This window comes from Candidatus Saccharibacteria bacterium (assembly GCA_016432585.1).
GTDB lineage: Bacteria > Patescibacteriota > Saccharimonadia > Saccharimonadales > Saccharimonadaceae.
In genome coordinates, this window is the sequence record CP066696.1 from 569,498 (window position 1) to 589,197 (window position 19,700).

Genomic DNA, 19,700 nt, shown 5'->3' on the forward strand with positions numbered 1-19,700 from the left:
ACTTTGTCGCAGCTTCTTCCAGCGGCACTCACACGTGCTATTGATGAACTTGGTCGGCTTCCGGGCGTTGGTGCCCGGACTGCCGAGCGTTATGCGTATTTTTTGTTGCGTAGCGACACCAACACAGCTGCAAAACTTGCGCGAACAATTGCCGAACTACACAGTGGTGTTAAAACGTGCCCGGTAACGTTTGCATTAATCGACGCCGACCAAGACGTCTCACCACTTTACAGCGACACGTCTCGCGACAAGCATGTTATTGCCGTTGTCGAGGAACCTCTTGATATTATCGCGCTCGAACGAACCGGCCAGTTTCATGGCACTTACCATGTGTTGGGTGGGGCAATCTCGCCAATCGACGGTATCGGTCCCGAGCAGCTTCATATTCCCGAGCTACTAAAGCGACTCAGCGAAGATTCTGTCGAGGAGATAATCATTGCTACGAACGCCAGCGTAGAAGGTGAATCGACAGCCCTATTCCTTCAGCGATACCTACAGGAGCAGGGCTACGAAATTAAAATGAGCCGACTGGCGCGTGGCATTCCAGTAGGCGTTGATCTAGAGTATGCCGATCAAATTACACTCTCTCACGCACTTGAAGGAAGAAGGATTTTATAATGTACGACGAAGCAAGCAGGCTTATCAATGAAGCAAAAAGAATAATCATCATTCAGGCGGAAAACCCAGACGGCGACAGCTTGGGAAGCAGCTTGGCACTCGAGGAAATTCTTGGCGACCTAGGCAAGGATATTACGCTTTATTGCCCTGTTGAAATTCCAAAGTACATGCGTTACATTACCGGCTGGGATAGGGTAGTTGGCGATTTCGACGACAAGGCCGATCTTGCAATTATCGTTGATACGAGCGCCGATGTTCTTATTACAAAAGTTCTTGAAACTCCTGGTATTCGTCATTTTCTCGAATCGCACCCCGTACTTGTTATCGATCACCACACAACAAAATCAACACTCAGCTTCGACCACACTGCATTAGCCGTCGAAGAAGCCGTAGCGACTAGCGAAGTACTCTATGGCCTCGCAACCCACAATAACTGGCAAATCAACGCGCAGGCGGCCGAAAACATGCTAGTGGCCATTCTTTCAGATAGCCTTGGGTTATCAACCCAAAATGTCACGCCAGCAAGCTTTTTTGTCGCCGGTAAATTAGTCGAACTTGGCGCGTCGCCATCGGCTATCGAAGGCAGGCGTCGCGAATTCATGAAGAAATCGCCCGAAATCCTTGCCTACAAAGGCTTGCTTTTGAGCCGTATCGAATACCTACTAGATGGCAAACTGGCGCTTATCCATATCCCATGGGAAGAAATTCAGGCATATAGCGACCAATACAATCCGAGCGTTCTTGTGCTCGATGAAATGCGCCTCGTAGAAGGTGTCGAACTCGGCGTGGCGATTAAAACCTACCCAGATGGTAAAATCACCGGAAAGTTGCGTGGCAATTTGCCGATTGCTGAAGAAGTTGCGGGTTATTTTGGTGGTGGCGGACACAAATACGCCGCTGGGTTCCGCGCCTACGAGCAGTACGATAAGATTGTACCAGAACTTGTAATTGCCGCCGACAAGGCGCTAAAGGCCCACGCAGATGACACTAAAGCTTCATAACACACTCACGCGAAAGCTAGAGGATTTCACCCCTATCAATAGCGAGCTAGTATCGCTTTACACCTGCGGCCCGACCGTCTACGATTACCTACACGTAGGTAACTGGGCCTCGTTTATCTACTGGGATATTCTTGTGCGAACCCTTATTGCTAACGGCTACAAGGTAGAGCGGGTCATGAATATTACCGACGTCGGACACCTTACAAGTGACGCCGATGAAGGTCAGGACAAGCTCGAAAAAGGTGCGCAGCGCGAGGGTAAGACAGCCTGGGAAGTTGCCGAGTTTTATGCCGAAGATTTTGTCGAGGGCATGGAAAAACTTGGCCTTATTGCGCCCGAACATCTTACGAAAGCGACAGATTTTATTCCGCAGCAGCTCGATTTAGTCCGCATTCTAAAAGAAAAGGGCTTTACGTATCAAATAGACGACGGGATTTACTTCGACACAAGCATGTTTCCCACCTATGCAGATTTTGCCGGGCTCGACCTTGAGGCGCAAAAAGCTGGCGCACGAGTAGAGTTTAATGCCGAAAAGCGAAACCCGAGTGATTTCGCACTTTGGAAATTTACGCCAAGCGGCGAAACACGCGATATGCAGTGGGAAACGCCGACTGATCTTTTAGATGTTGAATCTAGCGACAAAAAGATGGGCTTTCCGGGCTGGCATCTTGAATGTTCGGCGATGGCTATGAGTATTTTAGGGCCAACAATCGATATTCACACTGGCGGGATCGACCACATTCCCGTACATCATACAAACGAGATCGCTCAGTCCGAAGCTGCGAGCGGGCTTCAGTTCGCACACATATGGTTACACAACAACCATATCAAGGTAAACGGCACAAAGATCAGCAAAAGTCTGGAAAACGGCTACACCCTACAGACATTGGCAGAAAAAGGTTTTTCCGCGCTTGATTACCGTATGTTTGTGCTGCAAGGCCAGTATAGTAACGAGGGTAATTTTACGTTCGAGAACCTAGCCGCCGCCAAAAACCGGCTTGCACACTGGAAAAACATCGCAAGCCTGCGCTGGCAAATCTACGACACAATCGACTACGATAAAAAAGACGAAATTACGCTCGTTGCCGCAATCGGAGCAATGAAAGAAGCGCTAAATAGCAACCTCAACACGCCCGAAGCTCTTCGCGTTGTCGACCAAGCATTCAGCGAACTCGATGATAAATCGCTAAATATTATTCACCAACACGGGCTCGATCAGCTCCTCGACGCCATCGACGATCTTCTGGGACTTCAGCTAAAATCGAGTACGCCCGATATTAGCGACGAGCAAAAACAAACTATCCTCGAAAGGCAGCGCGCCCGAGACGAAAAGAACTGGCAAGAATCCGACCGCCTTCGAGACGAGCTTAAAAAACAAGGTATCGCAGTACGCGATACCTCTAGCGGGACAATCTGGGAATACGACGCTTAGTTTTTAAGCGTCGTCTTGCTGTAATTTTTTAACAAGTTTTGCGATTGGACGTTCGCTTTTTTCGCGGTTCTTTTTGGCGCGCTCTAGGTAATCCTCGAGCAATACCTTAATACAACCGGCGATAGGAATCGAAATAATACCTCCGGCAAGACCAAATACATACAACCCGATTGTTACTGATCCAAGAACAGTAAGTGCCGAAAGCTCAAGCTTGCGCGCTTGAATCGTTGGCGAGATAAAGTTGTTTTCTATCTGTTGGTAGACAATAAAGAACACGGCAAAGGCAATTCCCGCCGAAACGTCGTTGAATGCCAAAAGGATCGAAATCAAAACTCCAGCGATCGTTGCACCAAACATTGGAATCAATGAAAGCGTGAACGCGATAGCTACCGTTGGCAATGCCAGGTTACTCGGCACGGCAGGGAATACAAGGCTAAGGATAAACACGACAATTCCCGCCGTCGTAGCGCCAATCATAGATACCGTCAGTTGGCCCGTGACATATCCCGTAACGACATTGTACATCCGGTGAACAAGGTTTCGATGAGCTTCCATACGATCTTGGTCGTTATAAACACCCCAGATACGCTTGAGCCACATTGGACCTTCGATAAGCATAAGGAATGAAAGAACAAGAACAAGGAAGGTTGAAACAACGATCGACGCCAGCGAGCCAATTCCATCAAGAATATTACCACTAGCCTGCGTCGCCCAACCGATAGTATTGTCTTTAATCGACGCAAAAGCGGCATCGACCTGTGGCTGAAGGTGATACTTATCGACAAGATCGTTAAAACCGTGCCATTGGCTGGTTGCACCTTCTACGAGCCCTGGAACTGTTTCGGCAAATTTTACCGTTTGCTGCACGATTGGCGGAGCTACCAAAAATGCAAATACGCCAAGAACGGCGATAACCAACACGAAGGCCGTTGCCGTACCTGCAACGCGACTTTTGCCTGGCATATGTTTTGCTAGGTAGCTAACTGGAGCATTGAGCGCCATGGCAAGAAAGAATGCAATGCCAAGAAGTATTAGGGCAGTCCGCGCACTGTAAACGGCAAGGATTGCAAACGCAAAACCAATCACCACTAGCCAAAAGCGCACAAATGTTTTCGTGTCGATATCAATTCGTACTTTCATAATGTCGTTATTATAGCATTATTCTTCTATATCGCCGCCTGACAAGCGTTTTCAGGGAGCTTGCCCCAGTACCGCAGGGTACCGGGGCGTCTTGCAGCCCTCTAGCGTTGCCCACGCGACATCAGCCGAGCTCGGGAGCATCGACGAGAAGCGATGAGCGATGGATCCGCTGACGGTCGTCGACCTGCACCGGGTACACCCGCGTCTTCAACAGTATGCGGTCTTCAGACCGCTTCGCACCCGCACTTTCGAGAATGCGCTGAGCATGACGATAGTGCGTCACGAGAACGATCGGCCCGGTGATCGGCGGATGAAACGGCAGCTTGAGCAGACCTTCTCGCCTGAAGCGAAAGTCGAGCGTGCCTTCGTTGCTGTAGTCGAGAACGGACACACCTGATCCGAGTTTTCTTGCGAGAGCGCGCGCAGTGATCTTGCACTTCTCGCCGCCCGCAAGAAACCACACCTCGGGCGTTCCCGGGACATGAAGCGACAGAATGTGCCGTGCTGTCGCCTCGATCTGCTCGGAGTTGGCGGTGCCGCCTTCGATATCGACATCCGCCATCAGTAGTGCCGTTACGGAGTCGAAAGAAGGTCTTTCGAGTACCGGGGTCGAACGGTCCACATTACACCTCCTGAATGGGTAGCTGAGGGGCTACGAACTATAGTTATAGCACATTTGAAACATCATGACTATCAATAATAAACGCGCAGCGACTTGGGCTGAATTTCGTATTTTAAAGGCGTCGGCTCATGACCCAATTCGCCATCAGTCGACACAGAAAGCCTAGCTCGGCGCGATGATATCGTAAGGCTTTTGGTCGTAAAGACGTCGAATTCATCGAGCATCGCCGCCCGGCCAATAACTGCAAGAAGGGCAATTTTTAGCAGCTTCCAGCGTGATACAGTCTTGGCAACAAACACACTCAGAGTGCCGTGTTTTATATCTGTGCGCTGGGCAATACCAGGCGTACTAATGTCGTATACTCCGTTGCCAATAAATACAAAGGGCGTATTAATCATCTCGTTGTTAATTTTTACCCTGTATGTCCTTAGGCTAAAAAACGCATGGAAGCCTGCCATGATCGCCGCTAGCCACTTGCCGATATATCCCTCAAACCGCTCACGCACCTGTAATGACGAGGGGTACACTCCTATACTAGAATTATTTATAAACACCCGTCCATTACAAACCGCCGTATCAATAACATGAAGACGTTTTTTTGCTACATTACCCAGAGCACTCTCGAGATCCTGATCAACGCCAAGGTCTTTTGTAAAATGGTTGAGTGTGCCGCCCGCAATTGGAGCAAAAATAGCCTCGGTACCAGCTAGCATTCCCGCAACTGCACTCAAGGTTCCGTCGCCGCCTATACCTACGATAACCGCATTCTTTTTGATATATGGTTTTAGATTTGCGCGAAGCTTTGCGCTAACGGCAATGTACTTTTCAACATCAATCTCCGCTGCGTCGCAAGCTTTCTTTAAATCATTCAGCGACTTATTGCCGCCAGATTTCATATTATAAACAACGACTACTTTCATAACGTAGGCTGCAAGACACCAACAATAATAACGAGCGCAACACCGCCAAGTAACCAACCCGCCACGACGTCGGTTGCGTAATGCGCTCCAAGATAAATACGAGAAATACCTATCATCGCAATAATAAGGGTGAAAAATAGCAGGGAAGCGATAGCCTCTATTCCAACAAGAGGGCGCGAAACAACATATCCCACTAGCCCGTACGAAGCGATCGCGCCAACGGCGTGACCACTTGGCAAGCTATATGTTTTCATCCACATTCTTGTAACATATTCCGTCAAAGGCCGGCTGCGCTTTAAAAGAAGTTTTATGATCGTACTTAGCACTAATACCGTTAGGGCAATAATTCCCGAATACATTAGCGCAGAGTTGGCGCCATTCCAACCCAGCCCAATAGCAAACACAGAAATACCAACAGTAAATACCGGCTGGCCAATCGTTGTCGCAAATTGCATAACAAACCTGGCGTTCGCCGGCCAACGATCAACAATCTTCTTAATACGCTCGTCAAACTTATGCAACAAAGGTCTCATGTTTCTAGTATAATGGATATATGCCAAGTTTTTCTTTTGATATCGTTAGCGACTTCGATAAGGCAGAGATGAACAACGTCTTTGCCGGGACCGAGCGCGAAATAGGAAACCGTTATGACTTTAAAGGTACCCCCGCAGCAATTGAGTGGATGCCCGACAAGACAGGTTTTAAAATCACCGGTGCAGGACAATGGCAATGCGACGCCGTCCTTGATATCGTGCGCAAAAAGCTTGCCGCACGCGAACAAAGCGCGAAGGTGCTAGATCTTTCTAAAACGCCTGTTGAAAGTAACCTAAAAACAACATGGGAAATCCCTTTTAAGCAGGGCCTTACACAAGACGATTCAAAACAAATCACCAAGTTACTCCGCGAACAGGCTCCAAAAGTGAAGGCGCAAATCCAGGGTGACAGCGTACGCGTGACAAGCGCTAGCAAAGATGAGCTGCAAAACGTTATCGCACTTCTAAATACTACCGAGTTCGACTTTCCACTGCATTACATTAATTACCGCTAGATACGAGGTTATATGAGCAACACTCCACTTATTACAATCGATCACTTTCGCATGGATTTCGGCAAAAAGACCGTCATCAAAGATCTTTCTCTTACTATAAATAAAGGCGAAACGTTTGGGCTTCTTGGTAGTAACGGGTCGGGCAAAACCACGACAATCCGCGCACTTCTTGGTATTTATATGCCGACCGGCGGCGAGCTTCTTATAAACGGCGAGCCGTATCGTGTAGATGGCGGCGTGCGCCTTGGGTATCTTCCGGAAGAACGTGGCCTCTACAAAAAAGAAAAAGTTATCGACATAATGACGTATTTTGGTCAGCTAAAAGGCCTATCCCGCAATGAAGCGCGTAGTTGGTCGATGAACTTTTTAAAGCGCGTCAACCTAGAAAACGAGGCGTCCACAAATCTCGATAAACTTTCGGGCGGTATGCAACAAAAAATCCAGGTGGGTATTGCCGTTATGGGCGACCCCCAGCTGCTTATTCTCGACGAGCCTGCTAAAGGCTTCGATCCAGTCAACCGCCGACTACTCATGGACATTATCGAGGAGCACCAAGCAGAGGGTGCGACGGTTATATTTGTCACCCACCAAATGGAAGAAGTCGAGCGCCTGTGCGATCGTATTCTTCTACTAAAAGATGGCGAAAGTCGGCTTTACGGTACCGTCGACGAAGTAAAAGATGAGTTTGGCGGCAAAATGCTGGAAATCATCTCAGACAACCCCGTTCCAAAAAACGACAAGCTATATAAATACATTCGCAAAGAAGGGCACACGACGCTTCTCGAGCCAGTCGCTGACCTTTTAGCAATTCAGCGCTCGCTTACTACGGCAGGCGTCGCTTGCACTAAGTTCGAGCTAAAGCGCCCATCGCTCGATGATATTTTCGTAACGGTATATGGCGACACCGCAAAGGAGACAAACTAATGCACAATCTTGGTACAGTCATACGATTCGAAATAGTCCGCACCCTGAAAAAGAAAAGTTTTTGGATTGCAGCATTTGCCGTACCCCTTATCGTAGGGCTCGTTGGTGTGATTATTTATTTCTCTAACAAAACAACAAACGATCAGGCAGAAAAGCTCGCAACAGAGCAGTTTGCAATCGGCGTTACCGATAAATCTGGGATTATTCCCAAAGAGACGCTAGCAGCTATTGGCGCAAAAACAATCGAGACGAAAGAGGAAGGTGAAGCCGCGGTTAAAACAGGTAAGCTCGATGGCTATTTTTATTACCCAAAGGATATCAGCAAAGATAGCGTTGAAACGTATGGCCAAGATGTAGGGTTGTTCAAGAATAACCGCTACCAAGATTTTGCCCGCGAACTACTAAAGCAATCCGCGGCAGCGCAGGCTACCCCAAGTGTCCAAACGGCGTTACAAGACAAGATAAAATTCAATTCCGTCACCTATACATCGGAAGGCGAGATTGACCAAGGCTTCATGAAGCTTATCGCACCGGGTATTTTCCTCGTGTTGTTCTACTTTATGATCGCGACATTTGGCAATCAGATCCTCACGAGCATCACCGAAGAGAAAGAAAACCGCGTGATCGAAATGATCCTTGCAACGATCAAACCAACGACACTTCTTGTAGGCAAGCTGCTGTCGCTCATAGCGTTGGCACTCATACAGATGCTGGTGATTTTACTACCGGTTATTATCGGCTACTTCTTGTTCCGCGATCAGCTGTCGTTACCTCAGTTTGACCTTGCGGCAATTCCGCTCGATCCTATCCGCATTACGCTAGGCGCCGTCATATTCGCCGTCAGCTTCTTTATGTTTACCGGAATCCTTATGACGCTTGGCGCTGCAATGCCAACCGCAAAGGAAGCGGGTAGTTTCTTTGGTGCCGCAATGGCGCTTGTTTTCGGGCCACTCTACGCAGCGCCGCTATTTATTAGTTCGCCAGAATCAATTGTCGTGCAGATACTCAGCTATTTTCCACTCACCGCACCAATCCCATTACTCCTTAGAAACGCAGTAGGGAACCTAAGTGTCACCGAAGCACTTATATCGCTTTCCATTTTAGCCGTGACAACAGTAGTCGTTATTTCAATTGGCGTACGCATCTTTAGGTTTGGCGCGCTTGAATACAGCCGCAAACTAAGCATGCAAGAAGTAATGCGCCGTAAAAGCTAGTAGCGGCCAGAAATCGTCATTGCGCAAATAAGCACCAAAAGCGTAACGGCAACCGCCGCCACAAGAAGACCCATTTTATTTGGATAGAAGTTTTCCTTTGTCATGTGCTTTTTTGCAGGCGTAGCCCGAGTTTTTTTAACCATAGCCTCAGTGTAGCGCAAGCGATAAGCATGAACAATATACGCATACGCGGGGTATGGTCGAAAACAAATTGACCAAAGTTACTAGAGAATGTATAGTATTACATATGGAAACGGCGACTCAAACCGTGGGCTGTGTCGAAGCGGCTACTAATATTTTAGGCGACAAGTGGACGCCACATCTCTTGCGATACTTTATAAACGAAAAGGTTGTTCGTTTTTGCCAGCTACAAGAGCTTACCGGCGGTATCAACCCACGCACCCTTTCGTCGCGACTCGCGTACCTAGAGGAAAACAATATCGTCGAGCGTGTAATACCCGGTTCTAGTAGTCGCTGTGAATACCAACTGACTCAAAAAGGACAAGATTTGCTACCAATATTGCTAGATATGCAAAAATGGGGTGAAAAATATGATCTTGCCAATTCTTAAGACTCTCCTCAGATAGCCACGCTATACTAACTACCATGAGAATATTGTTAATTGAAGATGAACATAAAATCGCACGAGCGCTAAAAAAGGCACTCGAGCAAGAAAGCTATGCTGTTGATGTTGCTTTCGATGGCGATGAAGGCCATGCAATGGCAACGACCGAACCTTACGATGTGGCAATTATCGACCGAATGTTGCCAGGAGCCTACGATGGGATTGCTATCGTAAAAGCCATGCGTGAAGCAAAAATTCACACGCCAGTTATTTTTCTTACAGCGCTTGCTGGTATTAAAGACCGTACCGATGGCCTCGATAACGGCGCCGACGATTATTTAGTAAAGCCCTTCGCGCTAGAAGAGCTTTTAGCGCGAGTACGGGCACTACTGCGCCGGCCAAAAGAGCAGCAGTCCACAACACTTACGGCAGGTGATTTATCCCTTAACACCGTTACTTTCGAGGTAAAGCGAGGTGACACGCAAATTCAACTAACCGGAAAAGAGTTCGCGCTCCTCGAATATCTTCTTCGCAACCAAGGCCGACCACTTCCAAAAGAACTGATCATATCGCACGTTTGGGATTACGACGCGGATATCTTGCCGAACACTGTCGAGGTATATATAAAGTATCTTCGCGCAAAAATCGACCAACCATTTAGCGAGCAGCTTATCCATACAGTCCGTGGCTTTGGCTATAAACTACAGGCAAAGGCTTAGCCGCTTTCATGTTTCGCTCGGCAACATTCAAACTAACAGCCTGGTATTTATCGATACTGGTTATTATAAGTTTGTTGTTTAGCGTTATTATTTATTCAATCTCTACGTCAGAAGTTCGTACAAGGCTCGACTTTCTACAAAAATCATCGCGCATTATCATAAATGACGACCGGTTCAATTTTAACCAGTTCCGCGATAACCAAATCCACGAAGCCGAAGTAAGCCTCGTTACGTCACTCATGATAACCAATTTGGCTATTTGGCTTGCCGGTGGTATCGGCAGCTACTATCTTGCGCGCCGAACTCTCACGCCAATCGAAGAAGCCCACGAGGCACAATCGCGCTTTACAAGCGACGCCTCGCACGAGCTTCGCACGCCGCTTGCGAGCATGAAAACCGAGCTCGAAGTTGCGCTTCGGGATCCAAAACTGACAAACGAAGAAATGCGCGAACTGCTTGAAAGCAATCTCGAAGAAGTAGATAAGCTGACAAAATTATCCCAAACACTTCTTCAGATTTCCCAGCTCGATCACGAAAATATTAAGCGCGAAAAAATAGCGCTCGATGCGATTGTGCAGCCTGTTATTGATCGCCTCGATAAAACAGGCAAGCGCATTAGCCTGACTGGCAAAAAGACTCACACAATTATTGCCAATAAGGCGAGTATCGAGGAGCTTCTCACGATTCTGCTCGACAACGCCGTAAAATATAGTCCCGAGAAATCGCTTGTGCGGGTCCAGCTTGTAAGCACCAAACAAATGTCCGGCTTTGAAATTACAAATGACGGCCCGGGCATTTCCGAGGAGGTTCTTCCGCATATATTTGATCGGTTTTATCGCGCCGATTCTTCACGGACTGGCGGCGAAAAGAAGGGCTATGGCCTTGGGCTTTCGCTTGCTAAAAAAATCGTCGAGCTTCACAGCGGCGAGCTCACCGTTTCAAGTGGCGTCAACCAACCAACAACTTTTCGCGTTTTACTGCCAAATCTCAGCAAAAGCCAAGCAATTAATCAGTAACCCCTGTTATCTTCAAGTAGTAAACTAACCAAGGAGACTACATGAATGTCATCACAAGGGGAATGCGCAATGCATTCCGCAGCCCCGTTAGATCGGTGGCGATACTCGCGATGCTTGCAATCAGCACAGGGCTTGTCCTCGCAATGCTGGTTGCACGCACCAGTGTTAACGCAAAAATCGACGAGGTAAAGTCGAGTACCGCAACGCAAATTACCATTAACCCGGCTGGCTTTATGGGTGGCATGGGCGGTGGCGATGCGCTAACCGCCGATCAAGTTACCAAGATTAAAGAGACCGCACACATCGACAGCGTGGTCGCATCGCTGACCGACCAGCTTGGCGAGGACGACACGAACCTTACGCCGTCGCTTGAACTCGGCAACCTAGGAAAGCGCTTCCAGCGATTCGATTCGAGCAACGCGCCATCGGGCGGAGCTGCTATGCCAGACGTAAAAGTCATGACACCACGCACTGCCGTTACCGGAACGACAGATCCATCCGCAACCGTCGCGAGCGACAAAATAACCAGTGGCGAGACGATCGATGGCTCATCGTCTGACTATACCGCACTTATCGGAAGCAAACTCGCCGAAAAGAACGGATTGACGGTTGGTGAAACATTCACCATGCACGACAAAACATTTACCGTTAAGGGTATTTACACAACCGATAACGAGTTCCAGGACAGCGGATTGATTATACCACTTGCGACACTCCAAACAATCACCGACCAAGCAGGTGCCGTAAGTAGTGTTACCGCGACAGCCGACAGTAGCGACAACGTCGCGACCGCCGTTACTGATCTTAAAACAGCACTAGGCGACAAGGCAGATATCACCAGTCAGCAGGAACAGGCAGAAAACAGCATAAAACCACTTGAAAGCATCGCGAACCTAGCACTTGCTGGTGTTATTGGCGCGGCCATTGCCGGATCGGTGATTGTGTTACTTTCTATGATCATGATTGTTCGCGAACGCCGCCGCGAGATTGGCGTTATAAAAGCAATTGGCGGCACAAACCGCAAGGTTATTGGCCAGTTCGTATCCGAAGCACTCACCCTTACTGTTATCGGTGGAATTATTGGCCTCGGTATTGGCATAGCAGCCAGCGGGCCTATGACACAATCGCTCGTAAGCAGCAGTGACGATTCAACCCAGCAGGGACCGCCACGTGGCGCAGGCGGTGCAGTCTTTAAGTCTGTCGGCTCGCAATTACAAACAAATGTCACTAATGTCACTAGCAGCCTCACGCCTGAAACTTTTGCCGCTAGCGCAGGAATTATCATTCTTATCGCTATCGTCGGAAGCGCGGTGCCTGCATGGTCTATTGCACGTATTCGCCCCGCCGAAGTACTGAGGACAGAATAGGAGCTACTATGTTAACAGTTACAAATCTTACAAAATCATTCGAAGCAGCACAGGGCACAGTGCACGCTATAGAGGATATAAACTTTGCGCTCGAAACCGGCCAGTTCGTTTCAATTATCGGCAAAAGCGGAAGCGGCAAATCAACACTTCTTAGTCTGCTTGGCGCGCTCGACGCCCCAACAAGTGGCAAAATAGAAGTAGACGACGTCGATATTACAAAGCTTTCCGGCGCGAAACAAACCAGTTATCGAGCTAAAAAAATCGGGTTCGTGTTTCAGCACTACAACCTCATACCAAATCTTAGTGCGCTTGAAAACGTTATGTTAGCACTCGAATTTGGCGGGGTATCGGCCAAGAATCGACGCAGCCGCGCCGAGGATCTTCTTGAAAGCGTCGGCCTCGAGGCATCCGAACAGCTCCGAAAACCAGCACGTCTTAGCGGCGGCCAGCAACAGCGTGTATCGATCGCTAGGGCACTCGCTAACGAACCGGCAATCATACTCGCCGACGAGCCAACCGGTAACCTAGATAGCGAGACAGGGAGAAAGATCTTTGATCTTCTTCACAGCCTTTCTCGAACAAAAAATACGACTATCATCGCCGTTACTCACGACCTTGATATAGCAGGTAGAACCGACAGAACCTTCACGCTAAAAGATGGCAAGCTTGTCGCCAATAAATAGCGTCGTGCTTTTAGCAACATTGCCTATTTTTAAGAAATAGCTCAGCATAATATTTCATACTATCACTGCAGTGGAACAATATACTGCACAACACGAAAAAGGAGGAATAGTATGAACTCTGGAAAAACAATTTTTCTTAGCAAAAAAGGCATGAAGGAACTAAAGAAAGAAGTTGCCCGGCTCGAGCGTGACGCGCACGACACAAGAGCTAAGCTGCGCGAACTGGACAAGACGGATAGCCACGATGAACGCCTCGCACGAGCCGAACACCTAGCCACGCTAGAGATCGTCGAAAGCGAGCTAGCCGACAAAAAGGCAACCCTCGCGGCCGCCAAGCTATTCCCGCGCAAGCGTGACGCCCTCAAGGTTGCAATAGGGTCGGTTGTTGATCTTCTCGATACAAGCGGCCGCATCGTCCGCTACACAATCGTCGAGAGTATCGAGGCCAACCCTAGCGATGGCCGAATATCAGCTGTCAGCCCCCTCGGGCAAAGTCTTCTAGGCAAACAAATACAAGATATCGTTGAATGGTCGGCCGGGGTACGAACCAACAAACTCCAGCTCGTAAGTATCACCTGACGATTCGACACATGGGAAAAAGGGACGGAAAGCTCCGTCCTTTTTTCTTTCTCTATCCATACACATAAACAGCCCCAAGGTTTGTTATAATACTACTAATGCTTTACTACACAAAAACCGTTCGCGAAACATATAGCGAACTAAAAACGTCGGCCAGTGGCCTTGCTATCAGCGAAGCAAAAGAGCGGCTGCGTATTTACGGGCCAAACGCCATAAAAATCACCGGCGAGCCCCTATGGCGAAAGCTTATCGAGCCATTTGCTAACGTTTTTATGCTCGTTCTTTTTATTGCAGCGCTTATCAGTGTTTGGCACAAAGACTATCTCGATGCGGGTATTATCGGCACAATCATGGCGGCAAGCGCAACTATTTATTATATTCAGCGCTTTTCAACGGAGCGGATTTTGCGATCACTGCGAAAGCACGAAGCCCAGGCGGTCGATGTTCTTCGCGACGGCAAAGAAACCGAGATAGACTCCAGCCTCCTCGTACCTGGCGATATTATCACGCTCACCGAAGGTGAAAAGATTCCAGCTGACGCCCGAATCATCGAATCTCGCTCGTTGCGGGTCGATGAATCGCAGCTTACCGGCGAATCGCTACCAATCGACAAGCAGTCCGAGCCACTCGGCGAGGGGAAGGAAGTCTACGAGCAAAGCAATATGCTCTTCCAGGGTTCGTTTGTCGTCGCGGGCACCGCTATAGCGATTGTTACCACCACCGGCAACGACACCGAGTTTGGCCAGCTGGCGGCCCTCACGAAAGATTCGGCGACCGAAAGCCCTGTCCAGAAAAAAATCGACAAACTTCTAACACAAATCATCGCTGTTGTCGGCGCAGTTGCAACTGTCGCTTTTATGCTTGCTCTCGCACGCGGAATGGAACTTACCGAGAGTCTAAAGTTCGTGTTGGCGCTTTCGGTTAGCGCCGTTCCAGAAAGCCTGCCAGTGGCCATATCCGTCGTTCTTGTTCTGGGAATGCGCCGCATGGCTGCAAAAAAAGCGCTTATCCGTACCATGCGCTCTATCGAAACAATCGGTGTTATTACTACCATCGCCACCGACAAAACAGGAACACTGACAAAAAACCAACTTACCGTGCAAGAAACATGGCAGTTTCATAAAGACACGCGCAAATTCATTCGTTCTATCGCGTACGCTGTTAATCATTCATCACACAAAACACACGACCCACTCGACACAGCTCTTGCAAATTTTGCAGAAGAAAAGGGCACTAAAGAGCCCGCATACCAGCCGTTTGCCACGCTTCCATTTGATCAATCTGTCGCTATGAGCGGCAATGTATGGCATAACGGCAGCGATTATCACCTGGCAATTAAAGGTGCGCCCGAGCATGTACTTGCTCGCTGTGATCTTACTGAAAATGAGCGTGAAATCGCAAGTGCCGAACTTCACAAGCTGACAGCAAGCGGCTACCGCGTTGTCGCCGTCGCGCATAGCGATCTTTCAAAGCCAATTGAGGACTTCGACGACCTAAAGGGCAGGCACCCTCTCGAATTCGACGGCTACGTTGCCATTGCCGATATTCTACGTCCCGAGGCGAAAAAATCAATCCAGGCCGCTCTGCGCGCGGGCGTCACCGTTCGTATGATTACTGGCGATCATTTTGAAACGGCGTACCATATTGGCAAGCAGCTTGGCATGGTAACAAGCCGTGACCAAGTGTTTGATAGCCGACGCATGAATGTTATGAGCGACGAACAGCTCGAAAAAATTATCGAGAACACCCGCGTTTTCTCGCGCGTTGTCCCCGAACATAAGTATCGTATTCTTGAACTGCTCAAAAAGAACAATATTACCGCAATGACAGGTGATGGTGTTAACGATGTTCCAGCACTTGCTAACGCACATGTGGGCGTTGCTATGGGCAGCGGGGCAGGAATCGCCAAAGACGCAGGCGACATCATCCTTCTAAACGACAACTTCAAAAGTATTGTCGATGCCATGCACGAGGGAAGAACGATTTTTGCTAACATACGCCGAATGCTGTTTTATCTGCTCTCTACAAACGCTGGCGAGGTAATTACCATGATCGGCTCGCTCGCTATCGGGCTACCGATTCCGCTCGTTCCTGTGCAAATCCTTTGGGTCAACCTTGTTACCGACACGGCTTTGGTTATTCCTCTTGGACTCGAACCAGGCGAAAAAACCAACATGACAAAAAAGCCCGCGCAGCCTAACGCGCCAATCCTTAGCAAGTTTCTTATCTCACGCATGATCCTTGTTGCGCTCACCATGGCCATGCTCACTATCAGCATGTACGCATTCTTTAGTGCGCAGTTTGGTCACGAATACGGTCGCACGATCGCGTTTAGTGCGCTTGTTACTATGCAGTGGGCAAACGCATTTAACGCCCGCAGCGATGAAGAGTCAATTTTCGTCCGTATCAGAACATTTAACGGCAAATTCGTTGCCGGCCTTTCAATCGCTATCACGCTTCAAATGCTCGTTCTGTTCGGCCCGCTTGGGCAATTCCTTCATGTATCACCGGTTGCAATAAACGATCTTGCAGTTACTGGCGCAATCGCGTTTATTGTGCCGATTCTTTTTGTAGAAATTCACAAGTTTATCGGTCGAAAATATCTTAATCGAACGAATCGTTAAATATTGTAATGAGCTTGGCGCAATTTTGCACCGGCTCGAACGGCCAAAACATATTGCAAAATAGCAGCAATCGCAACAACAAATAAAGCTGGCCATGCATATGTCCAGCTAGGGCTTGTAAAGTCGAAGAAATCACGCGCGAAACCCCATCCAAAGCTTGCAAGCGCAACAACTGTCGCTGCAGCAACATACAAAAGCCGTGCTGTTCGGGCAGGCGCATCGTACATAACGGCCAGCATTTTCGATGCCAAAAACACCAGAAAGACACCAAAGAACGTTGCAACAATCACTGTCGTTGTCGCTACTTCGGCAGGGTTGTTTGGGTACAGTTGAGTCATCGCCCAGTAAATAAAGGTAACTGCAACTCCCGAAACAGCAGCGATTGGTGCAACCGCCAGTAACGTATCACGCCAAAAATGTTGCGGCTGCACACGGTGATGCGGTCGGGGAGGAAATAGTGTCCACATAACCGTCGGCATCGTCACAAGAAAGATATTCATAAATGTTACATGGCGAGGCTGGAACGGATACACCATACCGAGCGCCAGCGTCGCAAGCAACAACACCACGCCAAATATAATTTTATGAAAGAACAGCACGGCAATAATTTCAATCGCCTGCATAATACGATTGCCTAGTTTCATACCAAGTGGCAGCGACGCAAACGAGTTATCTAGCAGCACAATATCGGCCACGCGCCTGCTCGCCGCCACGCCTGCATACATAGCAACGCCAAGATCTGCTTTTTTAAGTGCAAGCGCATCGTTGACGCCATCGCCAACCATACCCGTAAACTTACCACTTTCTTTAAACGTGGCGATAAGGCGCTCTTTTTGCTCTGGCAATACCCGCGCAAAAATAGTGGTGGCGAGCACTTTCGCATTCCATTGTTTATCAGAAAGTTCGGCAAGCTCGGCGCCTGTCATAACCGCCGCACTGTCGCGAATACCGGCCTTGGCAGCGATATAACGTACCGTTTGCGGATTATCACCGCTAATAACGCGAATACTCACGTCGTTATCCTGAAGATATGCGACTGTCTTTTCGACACCCGCACGCAGAGGATTATTAAGAATTGCAAGGCCAACCGCAGTTCCGGAGCCAGACGCAAGCTCCTTAAATGGTGTCTTATGGTCGCTAAACGAAGCCACAAGCAGCACTCGGCGACCTTCTTGCGCTAGCAACTCTATTTGTTTTTTGTGTCGCGCGGTAAGCGGTGCGAGCTTCGATAAAAACTCGGGTGCTCCTATTAAAACAGTGTGCGTTTCGCCATTTAAAACAAACCGTACGCCGCTCATTTTTCGTTCAGACGAAAAGGCAAGCGTCGCTTTAACAGTGTAGCCTTTGGGCGCAGGCAAGGCAGCTATAAGTGCATCGCCCGTTGCATTGCCGCCAGACGTCCCCGCCGCGACCACACCAACAATATCATTCCACTTCGCGCGCTCGGCGTCGCTTTTTGCAGTAAACAAATCTAGTGAATCGAACGTTATTTCATCACTCGTTAGCGTACCTGTTTTATCGACACAAAGCACCGAAAGCAGTGCCATTGCCTCTATCGCGGCAAGCTTTTGCGGCAAAACTTTGGCCTGGGCTAGCCGCAATGATCCAAACGCAAGTAGCAGGGAGCTTGCCAGTAACAACCCTTCGGGAACAACAGTTACCGCTGCCGATGTAATGGTCTTAAATATCAGTATGGCATCTTTACCCGACGCAAAATACACAATAAAAATAAGCGCCGCAAGGCCAAGCGCACCATACGTAAGTATTGTGATTGCACGGTTAATCGCTCGCTGAAGCGGAGTGAGCTGCGGGGTATAGCGTTTTAATGAGGCTGTCATTTGACCGGCTTTTGTGTTGTCGCCAACAGCCGTTACTTTCGCTAGGGCAGCACCCGCAACAACGGCACTTGCCGCCAAAACCTGCATATCTTTTTCTTTTTCTACCGACGCCGACTCACCAGTCAGCATACTTTCGTCTACTTCGAGCCCACGGCTTTCGAGTAAAAGACAATCCGCCGGCACGTCATCACCCGATCGCAACTCAATAATGTCACCAACGATCAACTGATCATACATAATCTCCTCAAAGGTGCCGTCGGCCAGTTTACGCCTTGCATGAGGCGCGCTCATTAGTTCAAGTTTTTTAAGAGCCCGCTGCGCACGAACCTCCTGAACAATCGCAAAAAGGGTATTAAGAACAATAACAACCGAGATAAACCATGCGTCACGAAACTCACCCAAAAGCAAAAGAATTGTCGCGAGTGTCAGAATTGCAATCACAATAGGAGACACGAAATTGCGGCGCAATATAATAAGAAAATCTTTCATCTTCTTTCAGTATAGCAAACCGGCGCTCATCGGTTCTGTATTGCAATATTTCTCGTTTTGTGTTATAATGTATATAAGTGCATTCGCATGTCCTCGCACCTGACCGCGACAATTCGGAGGAAAATCCTCATGCTCACGCCCGACGACACTCCTACTCAACCCCTGCCGCGCATTACAGACACCATGCCGTTGCCCGCGCTGCAGACGGACACAGTGGAGTTGCCGGTAGCACTCAGCCCTCGCGGCCTTCCCGCAGACCCGCCGGAGCCTCCCTACCAGGGAACTCCGCCGCCACTCTTCGGATGGTTCGCGCGCCTGCTGTTGGTTGCCGCGTTCGGCCTTCTGAGCATCAGCGGGGTACTGATCGCGTACCAAGCAGGCCAGCTCAGCGTCCCGGCCACGCCGTTCGCTGGCGACCAGCCTCAGGCAACCGCCAGCGCGTCACCGAAGCCCAAGAACACTCCCAAGGCTTCGCCGACACCCACCAAGACCACGCCGCGCACCGTGCCAACGCAAGATCCTGCGCCCACGCAAAACGGCGACGGTATCGTTCCGGTCGTTGACATTCCGGCCACACCGCCGGCAGCAACACCCGAAACGCCATCCGCAACGCCCAGCAATCCGCCCACCGCCCCTTCCTCCGAACCGTCCATGCCAACACCAACGGCGTCTGCCACTACGCAGCCGCCCGCGAGTACGCCGCCGGTTCCAACGGACCAGCCGACAGCATCCGCACCGCCTTCAGAAGATCTGGAGACGACCCCGCCCACCGAGTGACAACCTCACCGGAAGCGGCCCGCCGGGTTCCCACCACCATGGGAACCCGGCAGTTTGTTTTTTAGAGCCCCTATTTACCACAAGCGTGATCAAAATCATAGATTTTCATATAACTTCATGGTTG

The 19,700-nt window shown here is 49.2% G+C and carries 20 protein-coding genes; 13 read left to right on the forward strand and 7 right to left on the reverse strand.

Features of this window, described 5'->3' with window-relative positions:
- Positions 1–3: 3 nt before the first annotated feature.
- Genes recR through HZB75_03130 form a run of 3 tightly spaced genes read left to right on the forward strand, consistent with a single transcriptional unit; the run spans position 4 to position 3,051 of the window.
- Complete coding sequence (recR, locus tag HZB75_03120; protein QQG50501.1) at positions 4–618, forward strand: recombination protein RecR; 615 nt, start codon at positions 4–6, stop codon at positions 616–618.
- Positions 618–1,619: a DHH family phosphoesterase gene (locus HZB75_03125; protein ID QQG50502.1), complete on the forward strand. Its 1,002-nt coding sequence runs from the start codon at positions 618–620 to the stop codon at positions 1,617–1,619. Before recR ends, HZB75_03125 begins: the two co-directional genes overlap by 1 nt.
- A complete protein-coding gene (locus HZB75_03130) occupies positions 1,600–3,051 on the forward strand; it encodes a cysteine--tRNA ligase (GenBank protein ID QQG50503.1) in 1,452 nt (483 codons plus the stop codon). Before HZB75_03125 ends, HZB75_03130 begins: the two co-directional genes overlap by 20 nt.
- A 3-nt stretch (positions 3,052–3,054) precedes the next feature.
- Here the strand turns inward: HZB75_03130 and HZB75_03135 are convergent, their stop codons facing one another.
- The 4 genes from HZB75_03135 to HZB75_03150 form a co-directional block, all read right to left on the reverse strand.
- Positions 3,055–4,191 carry an AI-2E family transporter gene (locus tag HZB75_03135; GenBank protein ID QQG50504.1) on the reverse strand — a complete coding sequence of 379 codons (1,137 nt, stop codon included), beginning with the start codon at positions 4,189–4,191 and terminating at the stop codon, positions 3,055–3,057.
- Positions 4,192–4,312: 121 nt separating this feature from the next.
- Positions 4,313–4,813, reverse strand: coding sequence for a hypothetical protein (locus HZB75_03140; GenBank protein ID QQG50505.1), 501 nt, complete (start codon positions 4,811–4,813; stop codon positions 4,313–4,315).
- 71 nt (positions 4,814–4,884) lie between these two features.
- Positions 4,885–5,733, reverse strand: a complete 849-nt coding sequence (locus HZB75_03145; GenBank protein QQG50506.1) for a hypothetical protein — start codon at positions 5,731–5,733, stop codon at positions 4,885–4,887.
- Positions 5,730–6,266: a phosphatase PAP2 family protein gene (locus HZB75_03150; GenBank protein QQG50507.1), complete on the reverse strand. Its 537-nt coding sequence runs from the start codon at positions 6,264–6,266 to the stop codon at positions 5,730–5,732. Before HZB75_03150 ends, HZB75_03145 begins: the two co-directional genes overlap by 4 nt.
- A 20-nt stretch (positions 6,267–6,286) precedes the next feature.
- Between HZB75_03150 and HZB75_03155 the strand changes: the two genes are divergently transcribed.
- From HZB75_03155 to HZB75_03165, 3 genes are read left to right on the forward strand one after another with little or no spacing between them, the layout of a single operon-like run.
- The gene (locus HZB75_03155; protein ID QQG50508.1) at positions 6,287–6,781 is read left to right on the forward strand and encodes a YajQ family cyclic di-GMP-binding protein; all 495 of its coding nucleotides are present in this window, start codon (positions 6,287–6,289) and stop codon (positions 6,779–6,781) included.
- A 51-nt stretch (positions 6,782–6,832) separates the two neighbouring features.
- Entirely contained in the window at positions 6,833–7,705 is an 873-nt protein-coding gene (locus HZB75_03160; protein ID QQG51363.1) for an ATP-binding cassette domain-containing protein, read from the forward strand.
- Entirely contained in the window at positions 7,705–8,919 is a 1,215-nt protein-coding gene (locus HZB75_03165; protein QQG50509.1) for an ABC transporter permease, read from the forward strand. Before HZB75_03160 ends, HZB75_03165 begins: the two co-directional genes overlap by 1 nt.
- On the opposite strand, the gene HZB75_03170 is transcribed toward HZB75_03165, so the two are convergent.
- Complete coding sequence (locus tag HZB75_03170) at positions 8,916–9,062, reverse strand: hypothetical protein (protein ID QQG50510.1); 147 nt, start codon at positions 9,060–9,062, stop codon at positions 8,916–8,918. The two genes, HZB75_03165 and HZB75_03170, sit on opposite strands and share 4 nt — an antisense overlap.
- Positions 9,063–9,166: 104 nt before the next feature.
- On the opposite strand from HZB75_03170, the gene HZB75_03175 reads away from it, so the two are divergent.
- The 7 genes from HZB75_03175 (at position 9,167) to HZB75_03205 (ending at position 16,472) form a co-directional block, all read left to right on the forward strand.
- On the forward strand, positions 9,167–9,490 hold the full coding sequence (locus tag HZB75_03175; protein QQG50511.1) for a helix-turn-helix transcriptional regulator: 324 nt from the start codon (positions 9,167–9,169) through the stop codon (positions 9,488–9,490).
- 35 nt (positions 9,491–9,525) lie between these two features.
- Positions 9,526–10,203, forward strand: coding sequence for a response regulator transcription factor (locus HZB75_03180; GenBank protein QQG50512.1), 678 nt, complete (start codon positions 9,526–9,528; stop codon positions 10,201–10,203).
- Between the two features lie 8 nt (positions 10,204–10,211).
- Positions 10,212–11,219 (forward strand): hypothetical protein, encoded by a 1,008-nt coding sequence (locus HZB75_03185; protein ID QQG50513.1) that lies wholly within the window; start codon positions 10,212–10,214, stop codon positions 11,217–11,219.
- 41 nt (positions 11,220–11,260) lie between these two features.
- Complete coding sequence (locus tag HZB75_03190) at positions 11,261–12,586, forward strand: ABC transporter permease (GenBank protein ID QQG50514.1); 1,326 nt, start codon at positions 11,261–11,263, stop codon at positions 12,584–12,586.
- Between the two features lie 8 nt (positions 12,587–12,594).
- On the forward strand, positions 12,595–13,269 hold the full coding sequence (locus tag HZB75_03195; protein QQG50515.1) for an ABC transporter ATP-binding protein: 675 nt from the start codon (positions 12,595–12,597) through the stop codon (positions 13,267–13,269).
- Between the two features lie 111 nt (positions 13,270–13,380).
- A complete protein-coding gene (locus tag HZB75_03200; GenBank protein ID QQG50516.1) occupies positions 13,381–13,848 on the forward strand; it encodes a GreA/GreB family elongation factor in 468 nt (155 codons plus the stop codon).
- A 98-nt stretch (positions 13,849–13,946) separates the two neighbouring features.
- Positions 13,947–16,472, forward strand: a complete 2,526-nt coding sequence (locus HZB75_03205) for a cation-transporting P-type ATPase (protein QQG50517.1) — start codon at positions 13,947–13,949, stop codon at positions 16,470–16,472.
- Here the strand turns inward: HZB75_03205 and HZB75_03210 are convergent.
- A complete protein-coding gene (locus HZB75_03210; protein ID QQG50518.1) occupies positions 16,469–18,799 on the reverse strand; it encodes an HAD-IC family P-type ATPase in 2,331 nt (776 codons plus the stop codon). The genes HZB75_03205 and HZB75_03210 overlap by 4 nt on opposite strands.
- A 422-nt stretch (positions 18,800–19,221) precedes the next feature.
- Positions 19,222–19,476 carry a hypothetical protein gene (locus tag HZB75_03215; protein QQG50519.1) on the reverse strand — a complete coding sequence of 85 codons (255 nt, stop codon included), beginning with the start codon at positions 19,474–19,476 and terminating at the stop codon, positions 19,222–19,224.
- Positions 19,477–19,700 lie beyond the last annotated feature (224 nt).